At 39.6% G+C, this 23,038-nt stretch carries 18 protein-coding genes; 4 read left to right on the forward strand and 14 right to left on the reverse strand.

Features of this window, described 5'->3' with window-relative positions:
• Positions 1-83 precede the first annotated feature (83 nt).
• Positions 84-395, forward strand: a complete 312-nt coding sequence (locus AC1EK4_RS08330) for a hypothetical protein (protein ID WP_480357814.1) — start codon at positions 84-86, stop codon at positions 393-395.
• A 111-nt stretch (positions 396-506) separates the two neighbouring features.
• Here the strand turns inward: AC1EK4_RS08330 and nqrF are convergent, their stop codons facing one another.
• Genes nqrF through AC1EK4_RS08360 form a run of 6 tightly spaced genes read right to left on the reverse strand, consistent with a single transcriptional unit; the run spans position 507 to position 6,305 of the window.
• Positions 507-1,775 (reverse strand): NADH:ubiquinone reductase (Na(+)-transporting) subunit F, encoded by a 1,269-nt coding sequence (nqrF, locus tag AC1EK4_RS08335; protein ID WP_480357815.1) that lies wholly within the window; start codon positions 1,773-1,775, stop codon positions 507-509.
• Positions 1,776-1,783: 8 nt separating this feature from the next.
• Complete coding sequence (nqrE, locus tag AC1EK4_RS08340; RefSeq protein WP_036899793.1) at positions 1,784-2,410, reverse strand: NADH:ubiquinone reductase (Na(+)-transporting) subunit E; 627 nt, start codon at positions 2,408-2,410, stop codon at positions 1,784-1,786.
• Between the two features lie 5 nt (positions 2,411-2,415).
• A complete protein-coding gene (locus AC1EK4_RS08345) occupies positions 2,416-3,039 on the reverse strand; it encodes an NADH:ubiquinone reductase (Na(+)-transporting) subunit D (protein WP_036899795.1) in 624 nt (207 codons plus the stop codon).
• Between the two features lies 1 nt (position 3,040).
• Positions 3,041-3,739 carry an NADH:ubiquinone reductase (Na(+)-transporting) subunit C gene (gene nqrC, locus AC1EK4_RS08350; RefSeq protein WP_036899796.1) on the reverse strand — a complete coding sequence of 233 codons (699 nt, stop codon included), beginning with the start codon at positions 3,737-3,739 and terminating at the stop codon, positions 3,041-3,043.
• Positions 3,740-3,772: 33 nt separating this feature from the next.
• Positions 3,773-4,927, reverse strand: a complete 1,155-nt coding sequence (locus AC1EK4_RS08355; RefSeq protein ID WP_036899798.1) for an NADH:ubiquinone reductase (Na(+)-transporting) subunit B — start codon at positions 4,925-4,927, stop codon at positions 3,773-3,775.
• Positions 4,928-4,952: 25 nt separating this feature from the next.
• Entirely contained in the window at positions 4,953-6,305 is a 1,353-nt protein-coding gene (locus AC1EK4_RS08360) for a Na(+)-translocating NADH-quinone reductase subunit A (RefSeq protein ID WP_036899800.1), read from the reverse strand.
• Positions 6,306-7,054: 749 nt separating this feature from the next.
• On the opposite strand from AC1EK4_RS08360, the gene AC1EK4_RS08365 reads away from it, so the two are divergent.
• The gene (locus tag AC1EK4_RS08365; RefSeq protein ID WP_480357817.1) at positions 7,055-10,927 is read left to right on the forward strand and encodes a translocation/assembly module TamB domain-containing protein; all 3,873 of its coding nucleotides are present in this window, start codon (positions 7,055-7,057) and stop codon (positions 10,925-10,927) included.
• A gap of 95 nt (positions 10,928-11,022) precedes the next feature.
• Here the strand turns inward: AC1EK4_RS08365 and AC1EK4_RS08370 are convergent, their stop codons facing one another.
• The 7 genes from AC1EK4_RS08370 to trxA all read right to left on the reverse strand — a co-directional run bounded on the left by AC1EK4_RS08370 (position 11,023) and on the right by trxA (position 17,540).
• The gene (locus AC1EK4_RS08370; RefSeq protein ID WP_036899803.1) at positions 11,023-12,225 is read right to left on the reverse strand and encodes a cell division FtsX domain-containing protein; all 1,203 of its coding nucleotides are present in this window, start codon (positions 12,223-12,225) and stop codon (positions 11,023-11,025) included.
• Entirely contained in the window at positions 12,222-12,866 is a 645-nt protein-coding gene (locus tag AC1EK4_RS08375) for an ATP-binding cassette domain-containing protein (RefSeq protein ID WP_036899806.1), read from the reverse strand. Before AC1EK4_RS08375 ends, AC1EK4_RS08370 begins: the two co-directional genes overlap by 4 nt.
• A 3-nt stretch (positions 12,867-12,869) precedes the next feature.
• The gene (locus AC1EK4_RS08380) at positions 12,870-14,210 is read right to left on the reverse strand and encodes a DUF4836 family protein (protein ID WP_036899808.1); all 1,341 of its coding nucleotides are present in this window, start codon (positions 14,208-14,210) and stop codon (positions 12,870-12,872) included.
• On the reverse strand, positions 14,207-14,938 hold the full coding sequence (locus tag AC1EK4_RS08385; protein ID WP_036899810.1) for a 16S rRNA (uracil(1498)-N(3))-methyltransferase: 732 nt from the start codon (positions 14,936-14,938) through the stop codon (positions 14,207-14,209). Before AC1EK4_RS08385 ends, AC1EK4_RS08380 begins: the two co-directional genes overlap by 4 nt.
• Positions 14,938-15,501 carry a DUF151 domain-containing protein gene (locus tag AC1EK4_RS08390; protein WP_036899812.1) on the reverse strand — a complete coding sequence of 188 codons (564 nt, stop codon included), beginning with the start codon at positions 15,499-15,501 and terminating at the stop codon, positions 14,938-14,940. Before AC1EK4_RS08390 ends, AC1EK4_RS08385 begins: the two co-directional genes overlap by 1 nt.
• The gene (locus AC1EK4_RS08395) at positions 15,494-16,738 is read right to left on the reverse strand and encodes an MFS transporter (RefSeq protein ID WP_036899814.1); all 1,245 of its coding nucleotides are present in this window, start codon (positions 16,736-16,738) and stop codon (positions 15,494-15,496) included. The genes AC1EK4_RS08390 and AC1EK4_RS08395 overlap by 8 nt, the downstream gene beginning before the upstream one ends.
• 325 nt (positions 16,739-17,063) lie before the next feature.
• Positions 17,064-17,540, reverse strand: coding sequence for a thioredoxin (trxA, locus tag AC1EK4_RS08400; protein WP_036899817.1), 477 nt, complete (start codon positions 17,538-17,540; stop codon positions 17,064-17,066).
• Positions 17,541-17,857: 317 nt separating this feature from the next.
• Between trxA and ppdK the strand changes: the two genes are divergently transcribed.
• Together ppdK and AC1EK4_RS08410 are read left to right on the forward strand one after the other, a co-directional pair.
• Positions 17,858-20,581, forward strand: a complete 2,724-nt coding sequence (gene ppdK, locus AC1EK4_RS08405; protein ID WP_480357820.1) for a pyruvate, phosphate dikinase — start codon at positions 17,858-17,860, stop codon at positions 20,579-20,581.
• A gap of 240 nt (positions 20,582-20,821) precedes the next feature.
• Positions 20,822-22,303 carry a tyrosine-type recombinase/integrase gene (locus AC1EK4_RS08410; RefSeq protein ID WP_480357822.1) on the forward strand — a complete coding sequence of 494 codons (1,482 nt, stop codon included), beginning with the start codon at positions 20,822-20,824 and terminating at the stop codon, positions 22,301-22,303.
• Positions 22,304-22,668: 365 nt separating this feature from the next.
• Here AC1EK4_RS08410 and AC1EK4_RS08415 read toward each other — a convergent pair whose 3' ends face one another.
• Positions 22,669-22,977, reverse strand: coding sequence for a hypothetical protein (locus AC1EK4_RS08415; RefSeq protein ID WP_480357824.1), 309 nt, complete (start codon positions 22,975-22,977; stop codon positions 22,669-22,671).
• Between the last annotated feature and the right edge of the window lie 61 nt (positions 22,978-23,038).

Raw genomic sequence — 23,038 nt, forward strand, 5'->3', positions numbered from 1 at the left:
AAGTAATAGCGAAATAAAATGACCCACCCGACCAGGGCATTTAGTGGGTCAATAATAAATCGTTTTACTGGGTCTAAAATACTTTGCCAGCGTGGGTCAAATTAGTGTGGCTTTTCCACACGGTGAGTAGTCGTGCCAGACAGGAGAGTGCTGTACAGGTGGGCATCATCAAACCATCACGCATGGCCGCCGATGCTACTTATCGCACACTCGTGGAAACCGTCAACGCCCTTACCATCATCAACGGTGCAGCCCCCTACCCCCCCGTTCATCGCCCCTGTGAACGCCATCATCGACCGCATGAAGACAGTGTTGACCACACGCCACACCGTAAACACAAAGAAGGGCAGCAGCCCCACTCTGCCCCTCCCCATAAAGGGGAGGGGGAAGTATAAACTCATAAACTCAAGAGCTTAAAAACTCACAAACTCCATTTTGTAAAAAGACAGGCGCCTCTGCAAAATATGCAGAGACGCCTGTTTCGTTATTGATTGCTGTTTTCTGAATTAACCGAAGTTATCGAACATAATAGATTCCAGTTCTACACCGATACTATCAAGCATGTCTTGTACGGCCTTACTCATCGGGCCGGGACCACACATATAGTATTCTATATCTTCGGGCGCTTCATGGTCTTTCAAGTAGGTGTTGTACATCACTTGGTGTACAAAACCGGCCGTATAAGCCACTCCTGCTTCGTCGGCCTTAGGATCTGGACGGTCTAGCGCCAAATGGAAATGGAAATTAGGATATTCCTTTTCCAATTCATGGAAATCTTCTAAGAAGAATGCTTCGCTCAAAGAACGCGCACCATAGAAATAATGCATCTCGCGGTCGCGGGTGTGGAGCGTCTTCAACATGTACATAATCTGTGAGCGTAGAGGAGCCATTCCGGCACCACCACCAACCCAAATCATCTCTTTTCCGGAGTCTAAAATAGGATGGAAATCACCATAAGGGCCACTCATCGTCACCTTATCACCCGGCTTTAAAGAGAAGATATAACTCGATGCAATACCCGTCGGTACATCTTGGAAACCTACCTGTGGACGTGGAAGGAATGGTGTGCTGGCAATACGCACCGTCAAAGTGATGATGTCTCCCTCATCAGGATAGTTGGCCATAGAGTATGCACGTACCGTATCTTCAGGGTTATGAGCCTTCAATGACAGAATATTGAAATTCTTCCAAGCGGAAAGATACTCTTCGCCAATATCATTTTTATCAAAATCCTTATCGTAATCAATGACGTCGTAAGCAGGAATTCTAATCTGCGAATAGGAACCGGGAATGAAGTCCATATGCTCTCCAGGGGGTAATGCCACCTTAAATTCCTTGATAAATGAGCTGACATTCTTGTTACTAATGACCGTACACTCCCACTCTTTTACGCCAAGAACGCTCTCTGGTACTTTAATCTTCAAGTCGCCTTTGACCTTACATTGGCATCCAAGTCGCCAATGTTCTTTCACTTCTTTGCGACTGAAGTGAGGACGTTCGGAGTCTAATATCTCTCCACCACCCTCTGTAACACGTACACGGCACTGACCGCAACTACCTTTTCCACCACAAGCAGAAGAAAGATGTATGCCATTTTGAGTTAGTGTAGAAAGCAACGAACTTCCTTGTTCTACATTGAGAGTCTTCTCATCATTAACAACAAGATTTACGTTTCCACTTGGACTAAGATACTTTTTAGCCACAAGTAGTACGACTACCAGCAGTAGGATAATCGCCAAGAATACGAGTATACTTATTAATATAAACTGTCCCATATCTTATATTATATTTTTAGACCAGAGAAGCACATCATGGCCATAGCCATGAGTCCCACTGTAATAAATGTAATACCAAGTCCCTGTAGAGGCTTTGGCACATCACTATACTGCATTTTCTCACGAATAGCGCCCATACTCACGATAGACAGCGTCCATCCAATACCACTACCTATAGCATAAGCAATACTATCCCAAATACTCCCAATATACTGTGTGTTGCTTGGATCAAGGTTGATACGCTGCTGCATGAAGAGAGAAGCTCCCATAATAGCACAGTTTACTGCTATCAAAGGTAAGAAGATACCCAACGCAGAGTAGAGAGATGGACTAAACTTCTCGACCGTCATCTCAACCAATTGAGTAATACCTGCAATGACTGCTATAAAGAGAATGAAACTCAAATAAGACAAATCCACACCCTCTATCAAACAATCGGGACCTAAAACCTTCGTTTGGAGCAGGTAATCCACCGGTACCGTAACTAGCAATACAAAGGTAACGGCAAGTCCTAATCCCAAACTCGTCTTCACATTCTTACTTACAGCAAGGAATGAACACATACCAAGGAAGAATGCGAAAATCATATTATCCACAAATATGGACCTAAAGAAAAGACTAATAATATGTTCCATCTTAATTATTTCTCTTTATAAAAGTAAGCACGGTGTATCCAAATCACACACCCGACAAGTAATAATGCCATAGCAGGCATGGTCATCATACCATTATTAATATATCCTGCGTCGTACACTCCTTGGGGTATTAACTGGAATCCTAGCAAGGAACCGCGTCCCAAAAGTTCACGAAAGAAACCTACCACAACAAGAATCAAAGCATAACCTAAGCCATTTCCTAAACCATCTAAAAAACTTGGCCAAGGTTTATTCGTCATGGCGAAGGCCTCAAGTCGGCCCATCAGAATACAGTTGGTAATGATAAGACCTACATAAACGGACAACTGGACACTCACATCATAGGCTACTGCCTTCAACAATTGACTTACAATAGTTACCAAAGCTGCTACTACAACCAACTGTACAATAATTCTTATTCGCATCGGAATCGTATTACGAATAAGTGAGATTATCACGTTGCTAAATGCAGTAATAACCGTTACAGCCAATCCCATAACTATAGAAGGCTTCAATTGACTTGTTACAGCAAGAGCACTACATATTCCCAACACCTGAACCATGATAGGATTATCTAGGTTCAGAGGATTGATAAATGTCTCTTTATTTTGTTTTGAGAATAATGCCATATTATTTATCCTTTAAAAATTTAAGATATTGTCCCAAACAAGTGTGGAGCATCTCTGTCACACCATTTGATGTCAGAGTTGCACCGGTGACGCCATCAACTTCTCTCTGAGGGTCTTCTACCTTTTTGCTAACAGTAATTGCGATGGCAACTCCATCTTTCCCAAATATTTTTTTGCCTTGGAATTGAGCCTGCCAAGCTCTACTATCTTTGATTTCAGCACCAAGTCCAGCTGTCTCACTCTCATGGTTGAAGTAAGCACCAAATATAGTTTCCTTGTCGGCATTTAAAGAAATGTACCCGCTGATAGGTCCCCAAAGTCCCATACCATATACTGGAATGATATATTTCTCTTCACCATTGACTTTACAAATATACAGAGCGAGACGACCTTCTTTAGTATCTTTACTATTCAATTTGAACCCGGTGTTTTCTCCACCTTGTTCTCCGGGTGCTAAGACCTCTCCATTTGGATTGATAATCTCATCTGCCAATACCACCTCATGATATTTCTTGACAGCCTCTGCGTCATTGATGTCACGAATGTTAAGGGCATAGAGTAGTTGCTTTTTCTTATCTAAGGCAACGTTAGCATCTTGCGCCGGCTTCAATGCTTGAAACACAAATGCCAAAAGAAAGGCCACAACCACTACAATTACCATTGAATAGATAATCGTATATGAATTTGAATTTGTTTTCATTGTTCAATAATTATAATTTCAGTAGTGGCAATATTATTTGCTGGTACGCTTGGTACGCTTAGCAATATTTCGCTGTACTACACAGTAATCAATTGTTGGAGCAAACATATTCATCAGCAAGATAGCCAGCATCATACCTTCCGGATATCCGGGATTAAGCACACGTATAATAACAGCCATCGCTCCAATGATGAAACCATAAATATATTTACCGATTTCTGTTCGTGCACTTGTTACAGGGTCTGTAGCCATAAAAACTGCTCCAAATGCAAATCCACCTAAGATAAGATGTTCATACCAAGGAATATCAGTAGCACCACCAATATTAAATAAAGCTGCTACAATACCGCCACCGACAAATACACTACACATAATCTTCCAAGAAGCAATGCCTGTCCACAATAAGATAATGGCGCCAATAGCTATTGCTATAATAGAAGTTTCGCCTATTGAACCGGGGATAAAACCTACAAACATGTCGTTGAGACTTGCAGTTGGAATAATATTCTGGCCTAATTGACCAAGGGGTGTCGCTGCCGTGAAACCGTCAGGAAGCGTATTGCCTAAACCGAATATGGAATTTTTAGCTATCCAGACACTGTCACCACTCATTGTTTGGGGATAAGAGAAGAATAAAAATGCACGAGTTACAAGTGCAACATTGAAAATATTCATTCCCGTACCACCAAATATCTCTTTAGCAAATATGACAGAGAAAGCTATTGCAATAACCAAAATCCAAATAGGAGTGGTTACAGGAATAATCAATGGAATTAAGATACCAGTCACAAGATAACCCTCTTGTATCTCCTCTCCTTTCCATTGCGCCCAAGCAAACTCTATACCCAATCCTACTATATAAGAGATAATTACTTTTGGAAGTACAGCCAACATTCCGAAAGTAAATATTTCAGTAAATGAAGCTGTGGTCAATGTACCCGCAGCTAAATAATTTTGGTAGCCGACATTATACATTCCGAAAAGTAAAGCGGGCAATAAAGAAATCACCACTATACTCATGATTCTCTTTGAATCTATTGAGTCGTGAATCGAAACGCCAGTCTTTGAAGTTTCGTTTGGAACATATAGGAAAGTCTCGAAGCCTTCAAAAACGCTCTTAAATGCGTGCAACTTCCCTCCCTCTTCAAAGTTTGGTCTGATTCTATCTATGTATTTTTTTAAACTCATAATAAATATAACTACGTTTTATACCTTAAGCATTTTCTTTACGTAGGATATCTAGTCCATTACGTACGATTTGCTGTAGGGGCAATTTTGAGCTATCGACAAATTCAGCCAAAGCAAAATCTTCTGGACTTACTTCATAAATACCTAGCTGTTCTTGCTTATCAATATCACCCGCAATAATAGATTTAATAAGGAATTCAGCCATAATATCCATTGGCAACACCTTATCATACTCTCCACTCATAATCATGTGACGCTCTCCACCTTTGATTCGAGCATCCAATTTATAAGCTTTCTTCTTCCCTTGCAACCAAGAGAAATAGCTGCGATTGACAGAGAATTGAGAGATTCTCGGTAAAATCCATCCGAACATTTCATTTACATTGTCACCTTCGGGAATAGCAGTTACTTCTGATGTATGCGCTCCAAGGAAATCATCTAATAACGCTTTACGCCCTGTCAAAGGATTACCATTAATAATACGCACATTATCTATAGTTTTCAACTTATCTTTGAGCAAATCCTTAAGTGGAGTTCCCACCAAAGTTTTAACATAATCCGGTTCATGAATCTTACTTCCGGCAATAGCTATTGTACGTGTTAAATCTACTTTACCTGTTGTAAACAAGCGACCAATAAAGATAACTACAGATGGCTCTACCGTCCAAACCACTTCACCTTTATTCACCGGTGACAAATGATTCACTTGTATTCCGACATTACCAGCGGGACATGGACCATCAAAGATTGTTACTTCAACATCTTTGGCATTTGTCAATGCATCACTCTTTTGATTGGCTCCAATTCCCAAATATGTTTTTTGAATCTTCGATAAGGCAGTAAGTCCGGTTTGAAAGGCAGATTCATTACCTTCTAACTCAACCTCGAAATCTGCGGCCAAAGGCATATCACGCAAAGCAGATACAAAAATAGCTTTAGGTTCTACATCCTCTGTTGTTGACACTGCATACGGCAATTGGTTGATGAAACCAAAGAGACCGGCTTCTAACAAAGACTGTTTAACGCTTTCTGCATCAAGGCTATTCACATCTTTTACACCGAAATCTATAAATTGCTGTTCTGCATCTGCCTTTACATTCACGCTAAGGACTTTTCTACGATCACCTCGCACAATAGCTTCTACAGTACCACTAACTGGAGAAGCAAACTTAATCGAAGGATGTTTTTTATTCACAAACAAGCCTTCTCCTGCTTTAACATGGTCACCTTCTTTGACGATTACCTTCGGCTGTAAGCCTATGAAATCATTTGGGACAAGCGCATATACATCGCTCATTCCTTGACTTCTTGTTACAGTCTTGGCCTTGCCTTGCAGGTTAATGTCTAAGCCCTTACGTAACTTAATTACATTTGCCATAATTATATTTAAACTGATAAATATTGTTTTTGTACATTCACAAAAATAAACACAAGTGCAAATATACTAAAAAGCGGACACTTAAAACAAGAAAAGACAGCTTTTATTTCTATGTCAGGCAAAAAACGACTAAATTTGCGTCATTAATTCATAGAGAGCGAATAAAACGTAAATACAAACATATCATAAATGGGAGTATCTGGACATTTGTCAGTATATACTTCTTTACAATTGTATTGTTGCATATACCAGCAATACAGCGCTTTATTGGGTCGAAACTTAGCATTGCCGTTGGCAATAAATTAGGTACCAAAGTAGAAATAAAACGAGTAAACTTAGGTATATTTAATCGGGTAATTATCGACGGGATAGCAATTCAAGACCAGCATGGTGAGACTATGTTATCAGCCAGTCGGTTATCTGCCAAGTTCGATATACTCCCCCTTTTCCATGGTAAGCTCTCTATTTCTGCCGCTCAATTGTTTGGTACCTCTATCACCACATATAAACAAACCACTAATTCTAAGCCTAATTACCAATTTGTAATTGATTCTCTAGCATCAAAGGATACAACTCAACATTCAAAATTAGACTTAGCAATACACTCAATTATTATTAGACATGGTGCTTTTTCATATGACTTGCGAGAAGCAGTTACACTCTCTCGTACATTTAATACAAATCATATTGCCTTCCAAAATATCAGTGCACATCTTATATTAAACCAACTCACCAAAGAGCTGATAGATGTGAATTGTAAAAAGCTGTCACTCACAGAGAAATCAAGTTTGACGGTCAAAGGCCTGACTTTTAAGTTAACAGTAAACCAGCATGAAGCTAAACTATCCCATTTTCATCTGCAATTACCTCAATCTTCTATCAAGTTAGGAGAATGCCGTGCCAGTTTCAAAAAAGGTAAACATGGAATAGAAATGCCTTCATTGCAATTCATTGGTAGTATTGATAAATCTACCATAACACCTTGTGATTTAACGTTTTTATATAAATTATTCAAAGAAGCAAACAATCCAATAACACTTCAATCCTCTTTTTCTGGAACTAGTACATTTATTCGAATCAAAGATATTCATATAACAGGGAAAGACCTTACATTAAATACAAATGGTTCTTTAAGCAATTGGCAGTCCACTCCACGCTGGGTTGCTGCCGTACAAGAACTACGAATATCTGCTAATGGTATTAAGATGATAGCCGAAAGCCTAGGAACCAAATTCAACATCCCGGCAGAAATGACAAGATTAGGCAATATCCATTTCCAAGGTTTTCTTGGTGGATATGGGCAAGACCTTGCTCTAAAGGGAATATTAAAAACCGGTCAAGGTGTCGCTAATATAGCTTTAGGCAAGCATCTCAACAACTTTTCCGGACGTCTAGAGACAAAAGGTATCAACCTTGGTAAAATACTTAATAACAACAAATTAGGCGTCTTAGCATCAAGTATCAATATAGATGGGAAATTGCCTACAAAAGAACAATCTCCTCTATTGATTATTGCTAAAGGTTTTATCTCACGCTTTGACTACAACCAATACTCTTTCCAGAATATTCATCTAAATGGAAAATTTGTACAAGCTGCTAAAGGTATGCAGTTTAAAGGACTATTAAATGTTGACGACCCTAATGGACAATTGAGTTTACATGGTAATATCAGCAAAATTAATCAGGTATTAACAGCCCAATTAGAAGCTCATACTACTAATTTAAACCTAACGGCCATGCATTTGCCATCACCTTGGTCACAAGCTCTCATTAGCGGGAAAATTTCTAGTAATATAGTCGGTAAATCTCTCAATACAGCTACTGGCCAACTCGTCGTATCAAATCTTAATATCTCAAAGAGTGATGGTGATTTTATACTCAATGAGCTGCGAGTTAATACGGGATACCATGACAAAATCCATTACATGAATTTAACGAGTGATTTCGGGACACTTGCTATTCAGGGAAACTTTGATTATGCAACACTCTATCAAAGCATAACCAATCAAATAGGCAGTAAACTCCCCACCCTGCCCGGTCTTCCAAAAGTTACAAATAGCAAGTATAACAATTTTACTATCAACACTTCACTCTACAACTCAGAATGGTTGAAGACTCTTTTCAACGTTCCTTTGGAACTCCAAGATACAGTTTCGTTGAAGGGTTCAATTAATGACATTGATAAAAAGATCAATCTTATCTGCCAAGTTCCACACTTCACTTATGCAGACAAACAGTACGAAGACGCCTTCATTGAAGTAACTACGCCCAATGACACGTTGAAAGCCAACGCTAGATTGAAAATGCTAGACGACAAGGGAAACGGTTTCTATTGGAACCTCCAGTCTCATGCCGCCAACAACAAGCTGGGAGCAATTCTCTCATGGGACAATAAAAGGAAGAAATTATTTAGAGGACAATTGTCTACAGAGGCCGACTTCTTTAGAACTGATGGTGGTGTGTCTTCTGCCCATGTCAAGATACACCCATCAAATATTCTTGTCGGCGACACAATTTGGCATGTCCAGCCCAGTGATATCATTTATAGTAAGAACCATCTAACCGTTGATCATTTTGAAATATCCCACAACAAGCAGCATATCATTGTATCGGGAATGGCCACAAAAAGTATGGAGGATTCCCTAACAGTAGACTTGCAAGATGTCAATGTCAACTACATTTTGAATTTAGTCAACTTCCATGCTGTAGATTTTAGTGGTCTTGCTACCGGCCAAGCTTACGTTACATCAGTTTTTACTGAGCCCAAAGCTCACGCTAATCTACGCGTCAACGAATTCCGATTTGAGAATGGCCGCATGGGTACACTCTTTGCCCATGTAAACTATAATCACCAAGAAGGACAAATAAACATAGATGCTCAAGCGCTTGATGAAACCGACAAGCAAACCATTATCAAAGGTTATGTATCGCCCAAAAAGAATTATATAGATTTAGGTATAGCTGCCGATAACACCAGACTAGAATTCTTAGAGAGTTTTTGTGGGACATTCATGAACAATATAACAGCAACCGCAAATGGTAAAGTGCGACTGTTTGGCCCCCTGAACAACATCAATCTGACCGGGCTACTAGTTGCTTCGGGCAATGTACACATGCTAAGTCTCAATACAGATTATACATTAAAGAACGATACAGTAACACTTATTCCCGACCATATCATCTTAAAGCATGATACAATCTACGATCGAAACCATAACATCGGTATCGTTCACGGCACCATCAACCATGAACATCTGACCAATCTAACGTATAATATCAATGTAGATGCAAGGAACCTATTAGCCTACGATACTCATGAATTTGGGGGAAATACGTTTTATGGAACGGCTTACACAACCGGTACATGCTCTATTACCGGCCGCAGTGGCGAAGTAGTCATTGATGTCAATGCCACGCCGGAGAAAGGGAGTCAATTCGTTTATAACGTGGCAAGTCCGGCAGCTATATCTTCTCAGGAATTCATCAAGTGGTCTGACAGAGATACTATTGCGACAGATTCTATCCAGCACCTTCACTTACGAGCTGAGCAAGACCTACAGAATGAAGACGACACTCCTGATATTCCTACAGATATACGTATCAAGTTTCTCATCAACATGACCCCTGACGCTATCATCAGACTCATCATGGACCAACAAACCGGTGACTATATTGATTTGAAAGGCACAGGAGGAATCAGTGCCACATATTATAATAAGGGCTCGTTCGACATGTTTGGCAATTATGTGGTATCCGATGGCCTCTATAAACTTACTATCCAAAACGTCATTAAAAAAGATTTTACATTCCAACAAGGCGGAACTATCAGTTTTGGTGGCGACCCTTATGCCGCACGCCTAAACCTCAATGCCTTATATCCAGTAGTAGGTGTCAGTCTGAGTGACTTGAAGATAGGACGTAGTTTCTCGAGCAATAACATACGCGTCAATTGTCTTATGAATATTAGCGGTACTCCTAGTGCTCCTAAAGTCGACTTTACACTAGATTTACCTACTGTCAGTTCCGATGTTAAACAGATGGTATTCAGTATTATAAATAGTGAAGAAGAGATGAAACAGCAAGTATTATATCTGCTAGCTGTAGGTCGCTTCTACACCCAAGGTACCAACAATGCCACATCTGAATTGTCGGCTCAGCAAAGCCAGACAAGCTTGGCTATGCAGAGTCTATTAAGCGGTACGCTGAGCCAACAAATCAATAATGTTCTGAAAAATGTCGTTAATAATTCTAATTGGAACTTCGGGGCAAACATCTCTACCGGCGATGAAGGATTGAATAATGCAGAATATGAAGGATTATTCAGTGGTCAGCTACTCAACAATCGCCTACTCTTTAATGGACAGATGGGCTATCGCGACAATGCAAAGACCGCCACTTCAAGCTTCATCGGGGACTTTGATTTACGTTATCTGATATTTCCTAATGGCAACTTTGCCATCCGAGTGTACAATCAGACCAACGATCGATACTTTATTAAGAACACACTGAACACACAAGGAGTCGGAATTATCCTGAAAAAAGACTTCACTAATTGGCGCGACCTTTTCCGTTTCCGTAGCAAAAAGAGATTAAAGAAAGAAGTCGATAAGAATAATAAATAATACTGCAACGCTTTGGCAGCATTATTGTATAAGCCATTCAGCAAAACTGCCAAAGCACAACAGTATCGCTGTTAAGCCTTGGCAGTAACTCAATACTATTTTCTATACTTCCAGATATGTATCACCTTTCTAACGATTGCAATATGGTTGAAAGTCGATATACCTACAAATAGCACAATACCTACAACCAATGCAGGCCACACTCCCCTATCATCCATATTAGGAAATAGCGCTTCTATAACATCCATATAGTAAAGACGAACGGCATACAAAATAATCCAAGCCAAAATTAGAACTCCAAAATTCAATACCAATGTCAGCCATCTGTATGGCCATGCCACTTGCATAGGGCTATACCCTATCAACAGTAAATTTTCTAATTTCTCAGAATTCTTTTGTACCAATAGGTAGATGCTCAACATAAGGATATAAAAACTAAGAGCACTAATAATTAGACCGATGGCTACAACCATTGCTACAAGTAGTCGCAAGAAGTAAGTAGTCTTCTCCGCATTGAGTTTATCATTCTCCTGCTCATATCCTTTCCTATCCAGATACTTTGTAAAATGTTCGTCCGATGGGTTCTTAACAGTTACTATTAGGCGTGTAGGAGCAGTCGATTGCTGAGGCGCATACCGCTGATTACTCCAATCCATGAACGACTGCGGTACTAATATTGATGACAAACGGCTAGAGAATCCTATTACTTTGCCCTTATAAATATCAGTATATCCATTACCACGTATGTTGATATAAAAGTCTATCAGCCCCACCAATCCTTCACTGATTTTGGGCAGCGAATGGCTCTGTGCAAATCCAAAATTGTACATCGTAAGATATACTTTCGGCAGGATAATCGGAATAACCTTGCTTCCCGGAGTATATTTCCAAGCACTTAAAGGCACTTCGACAAATTGATTAGGAATGCTCTCAAAGGATATTTCACCATTATTCAGAACGCTTGTCCCATTGACAGACATATTGGCATCAGCTTTATACTCTGCACTTGTAAAGGTTCCTAAGTCGGTAATGAAGTCTTGATTTTCCAAGTCTTCTACTTCAGCATCACTGAAATTGCTGGCTTTTGCACTTAATGTATTACCTGCTCCTATTTTCTTATTAATAACCAGAAAGCCCGAACGCATGAAGCTATCTTCTGCTGTGAGTACCGAAGATATATCATGATAAAATTGAAAACCTAACAGAACGATGGTCATTCCAAACAGGTTTGCAAAGAAAAAACCGGCAAACTGCGGAATGCTGATATGTTGTCTTAGTAACTTCCAAACAAGTTTCATAATCTCAAAACTCTTTCGTAATTCATATCCATATGCTTTCCAATACTGGTAACAATAATACCCGCGCCTTGCTTCTTAGCTTCTTCTAACATAATTTCAGCCATAATTGTCGAATTCTTGTCATCAAGATGACTGATAGGTTCGTCTGCCAATAAGAAATCAAATGGCTGAACCAAAGCTCTTATAAAGGCTACACGCTGTTGTTGACCAAAAGACATAAGCCCAACTTTAGTATTCATCTTGTCTACAATTCCAAGACGTTCGAACCAATCATGAATTTGGGCATCTGTCTTAAAAGCGGTAATATGATTCTTGATTTCTACATTTTCATAAGCAGTAAGTTCTGGAAAGAGTCTCAATTCTTGAAACAAATGGCTTACATGACATTTCCTTTGCTCTACCCAATCTTTCTTTTTAAAGTCACTGATAGACCGATTATCAAAAGAAATTTCACCAGTATAATCATGCCGGTAGCCAACTATATAGCTGCAGAAGGTGCTTTTTCCTTTACCACTTTCTGATTCTAGGAGGTATAAATGTCCCTTTTGAAATTCTACATCCTGCTTCCACACATCAGAATGAATGTCACTTCTGTTAGTAAAAACTTGTGGCAAGACATTGCTAAACTTGATTTTTTCCATCGGTTATTTGATTCTATAAACGAGTTGGCTAACCTTTCCAAAGATAGGACTGATAAAATCCCCAACCATATTACCCTTTTCTGTCCCAATATGATTAAGGTTGACCATCATGACAAAGCGTTGTCCGGCAAACAACTGTTGGTCATTTCTTGTCGGTCTATTCTCTTGATTAGCGATGGTAGATAAAGCCTTTTCTGGTGTACTACCACTATAGAATTGCTTATCAGGCGTTACTCCAAAGTAGAAATCAGCCTTTCCATCAGAAAAATGGAATGCATCTTTCTGCCAATCGACGATGCTACTGCCTGCTGGACAAGACTGTTTCCAATAATCAACATCGGCTAACCATTTTGTATGAGCTAGTTGGGCTACTAATGAGATGCCTTGACTTGCCTTATCATTCCTCCCTATCAAAGTCATTTCACCATCAATGCTCCTTAATATATTATTCATGTCTATTGCCGAATTAATTCCGGAAAGTAGTACTTGGAATCCCTTGTTATTCTGCAAAACAGGTAAATAGGCTTCTCCATTCACATCCATAAAGATGCCAATAGCATCTTCGGGATGCATGGTATTCGCATATGTGCCTTTGATTGGGCGATAAATAGCCAATGCGTTTTGTAAGGACTCATTCACCTTACGATTAAATGCAAACGGCTTCCCATCAAAGAATAAACATTCTCCATGCTTCTCTACATTTGCACAAATATAAACTCTTGACGCATCAGCACCTTTAGGTATACCGATAGTCAGAGGGGCTACCAACTGTTCAGGCAAGGCATCTGCCCGTGCCACCATGCACATGGGAGCTTCCAGTGAATCGATTTTCTCGTAGATTTTACTACTCAAGATACCTTCATCCTCATCTTGATTCAAATATTTTACCATCTGTTGTCGCATTTGACTTTGGCCAGATACCGTAACAGGTCCCATTATCAAAAGCGATTTATCAGAATAACCTACGAGCCAAGAATCTCTCAACACAGCAAAATTATAATCTCTGAAAGATTGTACTTTGCTACATACTCCTTGCTCGTTTAAATTGTCCAATGTTTTTAGAAAATCGTCCTTATCTCGCATTTTCATGCATGCCCCTAAATTCCCATCAGGCGATTCAAACAGCAGGATACGTTGTGAAAGGTCTATCCCCGTCTTGTCTAATTTCTTCAAGTGAAGAAGTGACTTTAAAACAATAACATTATCAATGCCACTCATCTTGGCAGGATTAATAGCTATTAAAGCTTTTGATTCTGCTGGAACAGGATTCAAATAGCTACTATCCGAACAAGATAATAGCAAATTCACTAATAATACTCCTATGATAATCCTAAAATGTTTCATACTTCTAAATTTCTTTTAGTCAATTGCGACATCATAACAGCATACAGTCCGGCCGTTTCCGTCCGTAGCCGACTATTCCCCAATGATATAGGACTATAACCATTGTCCATAGCAAACTTCACCTCGTCAATAGAGAAGTCGCCCTCTGGCCCTATCAATACTGTAATATCCTCATTCGCATCTGTTTGCTGTAAAATATTAAAGAAATCTTCTCTTTCTATTTCTGGGTAACAATGTGCTATAAATTTAAGCCCTTTGCGAGGAGAGGTTATAAACTCTTCAAACGAAGATAGTTCATTGATAGTAGGCATCATGGACTTCCTACTCTGCTTAACAGCCGAAACCATAATTTTTTCAAGCCTGTCTATACGCAAGACTTTACGCTCAGAAAACTTGCATTGTAAAAAAGAAAAATGGTCAATACCTACTTCGCAAGCTTTCTCAACCATCCACTCCATACGGTCAATATTCTTTGTTGGTGCAATGGCTAGATGTATACTTCCATACCAACCTTTAGGTTGAGAAATCATATCAAGTATTCGGAATAAACATCTTTTCGATGTTGTCAAAGTTACTTCTGCTTGATAGAAATTACCAACTCCGTCTAATAACCATAATTGGTCGCCTGTTTTAAGGCGCAATACGCGTATTGCGTGTTGGGCTTCATCTAATGGTAACTCTTCCGTTTCGGGAAGAGTCGATACATAAAAAAAATGAGATTCTTTCATTATTTATTTGAATCATCAGTTATATCGGTACGCCTTTTCAACTCTTCGCTAAGATTAGAGGCGAGTTTATAATCCTCATCGCGAATAGCACGCTCTAATGCTTCCTTAAGCATAGGAGTACTAATGACATTCACAGGGAGTGCCACTCCATTTCCATTGGGATTGTATGGCACCCTTTGGCGCTCCCAAAGATTAGTATCTATATTGATAGGAAGTCTAGCCATATAAGCCAAAAGGACTCCATCTGTAGCTCTTATAGCATATTGGTCTAATGTCTCCACATTATTCAATACGGTCATATACTGTCCATCCACAACATCTAATATTAACAATTCAAAGGCATTGGATTGATCGGAACTGATGATATTCCATAAAACGGCAGGCAACATACGCTCCGACATCTTGCCTTTTGTGAAATAAAGGTCGAAGAGTTGCATGTCATATCGTTCACATGTTATTGACAACAGATATTCTTCGGCCTTATCTACCAAGACAAGAAGTCCTTTATCTTTTGTTCCAATTATCTCCGATATGTTTTTAAAGATAATTTCAGTCTTATTCATGTACCTCCTTCGGCTGCGGTTTAAAAATCAAAGCAAAGCATACACCAACCAACAATGCATAGCCGGCAAAAATCAACCAACAAGATTGCCAATCACCGACAATAAATACTTCATCAAACTTCTTTAGTTCATGTGTAAAATGATCGACCACAGCCTGTGCCGATAAAGTTCCTATTGTAGCCCCAATTCCATTAGTCATGAGCATAAAAAGTCCTTGGGCGCTCGAACGGAGTGCCGGATCTGTAGACTTATCGACAAATAGCGAGCCCGAAATATTAAAGAAGTCGAAAGCCACTCCATAAACTATCATGGACAAAACAAACATCCATACACCATTGCCGGGATTTCCATACGCAAAAAGACCAAAGCGCAAAACCCAAGCAAACATGGCTATAAGCATAACATTTTTGATTCCATACTTCTTCATGAAGAACGGAATGAGAAGAATACAGCATGTTTCGCTAATCTGTGAAAGAGAAATAAGCATATTAGCATGGCTTACCCCGAAAGTATCTGCATATAAATCCATCGGTTTAAAGCTGTGGATAAAAGGATTGGCAAAGCCGTTGGTTATCTGCAAACTTACACCAAGCAACATTGAGAAGATAAAGAAGATAGCCATCTTACGCTGCTTGAACAAAGTAAATGCACGTAATCCAAAGGCATCGACCAAGCTTTTCTTATCATCACCTTTACTAACAGGGCAAGCAGGCAATGAAAATGTATATAGGAATAAGATTAGACTAAATACGCCCGATGTTACAAATTGGTACTGATTGGATTGGAACCCCATTAAATCTACCAACCACATCGTACAAATAAATCCGATAGTTCCAAAGATACGTATGGGAGGGAAAGCTTTTACAGTATCCATATTTGCCTGCGTTAAGGCAGAATATGCAACAGAATTGCTTAATGCCAAGGTTGGCATGTAAAACGCAACACTCAAGGAATATAATAAAAAAACGTGATTTTGTGTGGTAGCAACACTCAACATCAAAGCTCCGGCAATCAAGTGACAAAATCCCAATAAGCGTTGGGCAGGTATCCATCTATCAGCAATAATACCTATCAATGCAGGCATAAATATAGAAACAACACCTTGTATTGCATAAAACCACCCTATGCTTTGAGCCATCCCAATATTTACGAGATAGGTTCCCATGGAAGTCAGATAAGCCCCCCACACTGCGAACTCCAAAAAGTTCATCAGTGCCAAACGTATTTTTAAATTCATCTGTGTTATTGATTTACTTTGTTGCAAAGATAAGGTAAATCAACCAATTACAATAAGAATAAAACAAAAAAAATTGATTGTCTCACGACAACCAATCTTTATTAACCTTAATAATCTAATACCATGAAAAACACAGTGCAAATATAGACTATATCTTTTAATATATCAAAGTATAGTGCAGTTATATGTATGTTTTATAACATAACTTAATAAACTTAGACAGTCTATTAAACTTCGTTGACAAGAACATGCGTTTCTAACAATATGTACCTATTTTATATACGATATCTAGTAACCGATAAGAAGTTCACATCAGCAGTAACCATCACTTTAGTAAAACATTCATTATAATTTGGTCAAACTCTGCCTGATGATGTACCCCTACTATCATTTGCGGTTGTCCGGTTTTAGGTATCATGAGAAAAGTCGGTATCGACTGTATACCAAACTGTGTAGCAAGCTCTTGCTCTTTATCTATATCAATCTGATAAACATTGATACGTCCTTTATATTTGGTTGCAAGCTGTTCCAAAATGGGAGACATCATTTTGCAAGGCCCGCACCATGTCGCATAAAAATCTATAATTGCTGGCTTGTCACCTTTAAACTTCCATTGTTTATCGTTCTCATAATCCATGACTTTATTCTTGAATTCTTGAGCGGTTAGACTTTGTACAGCTTTCTCAGAATTCTCTTTCGACTCTACTTGCTGTGCTACATTTTTTACCGAACGAGGGGAGGTATTACAACCAACAAATGTAAACGCTACAGCCATTATTATTAATACAATTTTTGTTTTCATTTATTTGAATCCTTTCATTTAGATTGATAATTCTTTAAATTCATAAAGGCAAAGATAGCTGTAATTCTATTTAGAATTAGGAAGTTAATCCTTTTTAAATAGGATTTTATAAAGAATTGAATAATAAGAAGGTTATCTGTTTGCGGAAACAGCAAAAATGTAATGTAGAGATTACAAATTTGAGACTCTATTCTTTGTACATTTATATTTTTACGCTATATTTGCAAAAGAATTACATGAGAGTGCAAACTTGACGCGTTTGACCTTATAATATAAAACGAATAATAAAAACAATAATTAAATAACCCCATTTTAACATGACTAAAAAAAGAGTTTACACTTTTGGTAATGGAAAAGCTGAAGGTAAGGCGGACATGAGGAACCTGCTTGGTGGTAAAGGTGCCAACTTGGCAGAAATGAACTTAATTGGTATTCCTGTCCCTCCCGGATTCACAATTACCACTGATGTTTGTAATGAATACTTTGAAAAAGGCCGAGAAGCTGTTGTTGAACTACTAAAAGCAGAAGTAGAACAATCTGTTCATCACATAGAATCATTGATGAACTCTAAATTTGGTGATCCTCAAAATCCTTTATTGGTCAGTGTCCGTTCTGGTGCTCGTGCATCTATGCCCGGCATGATGGATACGATCTTGAATTTGGGACTCAATGACGAAGTGGTTGAAGGGCTTGCCAAGAAAACTCAAAATGAACGTTTTGCATACGACAGCTATCGTCGCTTTGTCCAAATGTATGGTGATGTTGTATTAGGCATGAAGCCTGTAAACAAGGAAGACATCGACCCATTCGAAGCTATTATCATGGATGTAAAACGTCAACGTGGTATCACTCTGGATAATGAATTAACCGTTGAAGAGCTGAAGCAATTGGTAGAATTGTTTAAATTTGCCATCAAACAGCGTACTGGCAAAGATTTCCCAACAGATCCAATGGCTCAATTATGGGGTGCTATCTGTGCTGTATTTGATAGTTGGATGAATGAAAGAGCAATTCTTTACCGTAAGATGGAGGGAATTCCTCAAGAATGGGGTACGGCCGTTTCTGTTATGGCTATGGTGTTCGGAAACATGGGCGATACTAGTGCCACCGGTGTATGTTTTAGCCGTGATGCAGCTACAGGAGAGAATGTATTCAATGGAGAATATCTAGTAAATGCACAAGGAGAAGATGTGGTTGCAGGTATCAGAACTCCTCAACAGATTACTTTGGCGGGTTCTAAAAATTGGGCAAAACTTCAGGAAATTGATGAAGAGACTAGAGCCACGAAGTATCCTTCGATGGAAGAGACAATGCCTGAAATCTATGCTCAGCTAAATACCATCCAAGAGAAGTTGGAAAAACATTACCATGACATGCAAGATATGGAATTTACTGTTCAAGAAGGTAAATTATGGTTCTTGCAAACAAGAAATGGCAAACGTACAGGTATGGCAATGGTTAAAATAGCCATGGATCTTTTGAAAGAGGGTGAGATTGATGAGAAAACAGCTTTGCAGCGCTGTGAGCCCATTAAGCTGGACGAACTCTTACATCCGGTCTTCGACAAGTTGTCTCTAGCTCAAGCCAAGGTGTTAACACGAGGATTACCAGCGTCTCCGGGTGCTGCCTGTGGACAAATTGTATTCTTTGCAGACGATGCTGCTAGATGGAGCGCAGAGGGACATAAGATTATTATGGTTAGAATAGAGACCAGCCCCGAAGATTTAGCAGGAATGAGTGCTGCAGAAGGAATTCTCACTGCTCGCGGAGGTATGACAAGCCATGCTGCCGTCGTAGCTCGCGGAATGGGTAAATGTTGTGTATCTGGTGCCGGTGGCATCAATATCGATTATAAAGAGCGCACATTAGAGATTGATGGTATCACTTTGCGCGAAGGTGATTACATTTCACTAAACGGAAGTACAGGTGAGGTATATTTAGGTGAAGTTCAGACAAAGCCTGCAGAAATCACAGGTGATTTTGCGAATTTGATGGCGTTGTGCAATAAATATACGAAATTGGTTGTTCGTACCAATGCCGACACCCCACATGATGCTGAGATTGCTAGACAGTTTGGTGCAGTAGGTATTGGTCTGTGCCGTACAGAGCACATGTTCTTCGAGAATGAAAAGATCAAAGCTATGCGTGAGATGATTTTGGCTGAGAACACTGAAGGACGTGAGAAAGCACTTGAAAAACTTCTTCCTTTCCAAAAACAAGATTTCTATGGCATCTTAAAAGCTATGGATGGTTGTCCGGTTAATATCCGCTTACTTGATCCTCCATTGCACGAATTCGTACCTCACGATATTGAAGGACAAAAGATTATGGCCGAAGAGATGGGAGTTTCTGTACAGACGATACAACAACGTGTCAACTCCCTCAGCGAACATAATCCTATGTTAGGACATCGTGGTTGTCGCCTTGGAAACACTTATCCTGAAATTACAGCGATGCAGACTCGTGCTATCCTTGGTGCTGCAATCCAACTAAAACGAGAAGGCTTGGATCCTCATCCAGAAATTATGGTTCCCTTGATCGGTATAGTAAATGAATTCGATGAGCAAGAAAGGGTTATTCGTAAAGTGGCTAAGGAGTTATTTGAGCAAGAGAATGTAGAAGTTCCATTCAAAGTTGGAACTATGATTGAGATTCCGCGAGCAGCTTTAACAGCTGAAACCATCGCAACGAAGGCTGAATACTTTAGCTTTGGTACGAACGACTTGACACAAATGACATTCGGTTATAGCCGTGATGACATCGCCACATTCTTACCGGTCTACTTAGATAAGAAAATATTGAAAGTAGATCCATTCCAAGTATTAGATCAAGTCGGTGTTGGCCAACTCATTGATATGGCAGTTCAAAAGGGACGTAATACCCGTCCTGAACTGAAATGTGGTATTTGTGGTGAACATGGTGGTGAACCATCCTCTGTTAAATTCTGCCATCGCGTAGGACTCGATTATGTTAGCTGTTCTCCCTATAGAGTGCCAATTGCAAGACTTGCGGCGGCGCAGGCAGCAGTGGAAGAATGTTAGAAAACTCCTAAATATCAGCTGTTTAGGCGGAGTATCACGTGTTTACGGAGGTATTCCGCCTAATTCTTTTCATAAAACAGCGTGCATCTATACACACTATTTGAGCAGAATGAACGTAAATGTTTACAGTAAGTTTACTATTTTGGAATACACTGTTTACAGCGTGTTTACAACTGCAATTCTGCAAGTTATAACAAGTTTAGGTATTTTTATCACAATCAATTGGAACACGGATGAATTATGGCAACACTGAAAATATGCGTAAGGAGTAAACGTAGCGATGGGTTTTATCCTGTTTATATCAGGGTAACACATCATAGGGAACTTGCGTACATCAAAACTGACAAGATGGTGAACGATAAGGGCATCACGAAAACCAAAGAAGTCAAAGACCCATACGTGGTTGGTCTGCTCTCTCCTGTTATCATTGACTACATGGAGCGTCTCAACAAAAAGGACATTAGGAACTGGAATGCAAAAGAAGTGTCCGACTTTCTTGTGAGTGGCGATGATGATATAGACTTTTCGGAATATGCCAGAAAGCACATAGACCGAATGATTGACCGAGGGCAGCAGCGCAACGCTCGCAACTATGACCTAGCCCTGCAGCACCTCGAACGATTTGCAGGGACAAACTGTGTCAAGTTCTCGCATCTGACCTCGATGTTTGTAAACAGATGGATTAAAAGCCTTGAAACAACAAAGCGTGCCAAGGAAATGTATCCGATTTGCATTAGGCAGATATTCAAAGCTGCACAGGTGGAGTTCAATGATTACGACAACGGCATCATCAAGATAAAGACAAATCCGTGGGTGAAGGTGGAAATTCCAAAAGCTGATAAGCCCGAAAAACTGGCGATCACTCCTGAAGCATGCAGGGAGTTCTTTTTCTTTCCACTTCCTGAAAGTAAGATGGCGCACCCTACCACAGAGATTGGCAGAGATGTGGCAATGATGGTGCTTTGTCTTGCAGGTATCAACACGGTTGATTTGTTTCAGCTGAAGAAGACGGACTATTACGATGGTATTATCCATTACCAACGAGCCAAGACAAAAAAGTTTCGTGCCGATGGCGCATACATGGAAATGCGTGTCCCCCCTATCCTACTTCCCTTGTTCGACAAATACAAGAATACCGATGAGGCTGACGTGCATCTGTTCAACTTTGCTAAACGCCATACGACAACAGATAGTTTCAGTGCCAATGTGAATATAGGCATCAGAAATTTGTGTGAGGCTATGGGCATAGACAAGCAGCACGATTATTCTGTTTATACTTTCAGACACACATGGGGAACAGTGGCGCAAAACGATTGCAAGGCTACTATTGGCGAGGTGGCATTTGCTATGAACCATAGTAGCGGACACAGGGTAACACGAGGCTATATCAAGATAGACTTCTCTCCAGCATGGGAACTCAACGAGAAAGTAATTGATTTTATTTTCTTCTCAGACAAACCATCACAGCGAGAGCAAAAGCCGAAAGAAGAACATTTCAAACTCTCATTCCGTTATCAAGTTCATGGCACAGCATTCTTCCAAGGACGCAAGGTAGCAGAACTGACAGACGTTGGCTTCAACAATGTTGATGAAGTTATCGAGAAACTTGCCTCGCTTCTGCCTGATGATATTCCTGTCCGCTCAATGGTTTTATTCAAAATCGAAAATCAGGATAAAGACCAAACGGCAGTTTACGAGCGAATGAAAGGCAAAGGTTTTTAATCTTTCAAACCTACAAAGGAGCTTTCTTTTGTAGGTTTTTCTTTTTTCACAAAGAACTCTCACTTTTGTAATAGACGACTAAGTCTATTACTCATTATCATTCTCATTCTCATTCTCATTCTCATATAGATACATTTGCTACGTTTGCTTACGTTTGCTATTTTTGCTAACGTTTGCTTACGTTTGCTTACGTTTGCTATTTTTGCTAACGTTTGCTTACGTTTGCTACGTTTTTCGTAATCCCACGAAAATGGTATGCGAATAAAAAAGGAGCATCCTCACGGACACTCCTTACTCACTTTTATAACAAACAATTCATTAAAAATGGACTATTAACAAATTTCTACAGTAGATGTTTGTAGAAATCACTTGCCACCTGACAATGCGATGAGCCTGTCTTCAATGGTCTTCTTAGTTTCTGTTGCAACATCAAGTGTAGTAGATTGTAATTTCGGTGCTACATAACTTGTAAACTTCTCCATTGCCTGAATTCTATCCTTTGGCTCTAAGTCTCTTAAATCATTCTTGAATTGCTCTGAACTATAGTAATCGTCTGTAATTTCGGCAAGTATATTCCTAACCTTTGAAGAAACTTTGTTAGGAGTACCTGCAACACGACCACCGGTCTTAGGTGTTCCTGCTGGTCGTCCTACTTTTCTTTTCTCTGTACTCATATCTTCGTCATGATTAAAAGTTAAACCTGTGGTGCAAAGATAATTACTTATTTTCGCACCG

Source organism: Prevotella sp. C0026C3 (genome assembly GCF_056590795.1).

Coding starts and splice junctions, on each gene's coding strand:
- trxA (WP_036899817.1), bottom strand. CDS start 17,540: ATGAAAACAAAAATTGTATTAATAATAATGGCTGTAGCGTTTACATTT.
- AC1EK4_RS08385 (WP_036899810.1), bottom strand. CDS start 14,938: ATGAAAGAATCTCATTTTTTTTATGTATCGACTCTTCCCGAAACGGAA.
- AC1EK4_RS08345 (WP_036899795.1), bottom strand. CDS start 3,039: ATGGCATTATTCTCAAAACAAAATAAAGAGACATTTATCAATCCTCTG.
- AC1EK4_RS08360 (WP_036899800.1), bottom strand. CDS start 6,305: ATGGCAAATGTAATTAAGTTACGTAAGGGCTTAGACATTAACCTGCAA.
- AC1EK4_RS08370 (WP_036899803.1), bottom strand. CDS start 12,225: ATGAAACTTGTTTGGAAGTTACTAAGACAACATATCAGCATTCCGCAG.
- nqrC (WP_036899796.1), bottom strand. CDS start 3,739: ATGAAAACAAATTCAAATTCATATACGATTATCTATTCAATGGTAATT.
- AC1EK4_RS08375 (WP_036899806.1), bottom strand. CDS start 12,866: ATGGAAAAAATCAAGTTTAGCAATGTCTTGCCACAAGTTTTTACTAAC.
- AC1EK4_RS08355 (WP_036899798.1), bottom strand. CDS start 4,927: ATGAGTTTAAAAAAATACATAGATAGAATCAGACCAAACTTTGAAGAG.
- AC1EK4_RS08415 (WP_480357824.1), bottom strand. CDS start 22,977: ATGAGTACAGAGAAAAGAAAAGTAGGACGACCAGCAGGAACACCTAAG.
- nqrF (WP_480357815.1), bottom strand. CDS start 1,775: ATGGGACAGTTTATATTAATAAGTATACTCGTATTCTTGGCGATTATC.
- nqrE (WP_036899793.1), bottom strand. CDS start 2,410: ATGGAACATATTATTAGTCTTTTCTTTAGGTCCATATTTGTGGATAAT.
- AC1EK4_RS08390 (WP_036899812.1), bottom strand. CDS start 15,501: ATGAATAAGACTGAAATTATCTTTAAAAACATATCGGAGATAATTGGA.
- AC1EK4_RS08380 (WP_036899808.1), bottom strand. CDS start 14,210: ATGAAACATTTTAGGATTATCATAGGAGTATTATTAGTGAATTTGCTA.
- AC1EK4_RS08410 (WP_480357822.1), top strand. CDS start 20,822: ATGGCAACACTGAAAATATGCGTAAGGAGTAAACGTAGCGATGGGTTT.
- AC1EK4_RS08395 (WP_036899814.1), bottom strand. CDS start 16,738: ATGAATTTAAAAATACGTTTGGCACTGATGAACTTTTTGGAGTTCGCA.
- ppdK (WP_480357820.1), top strand. CDS start 17,858: ATGACTAAAAAAAGAGTTTACACTTTTGGTAATGGAAAAGCTGAAGGT.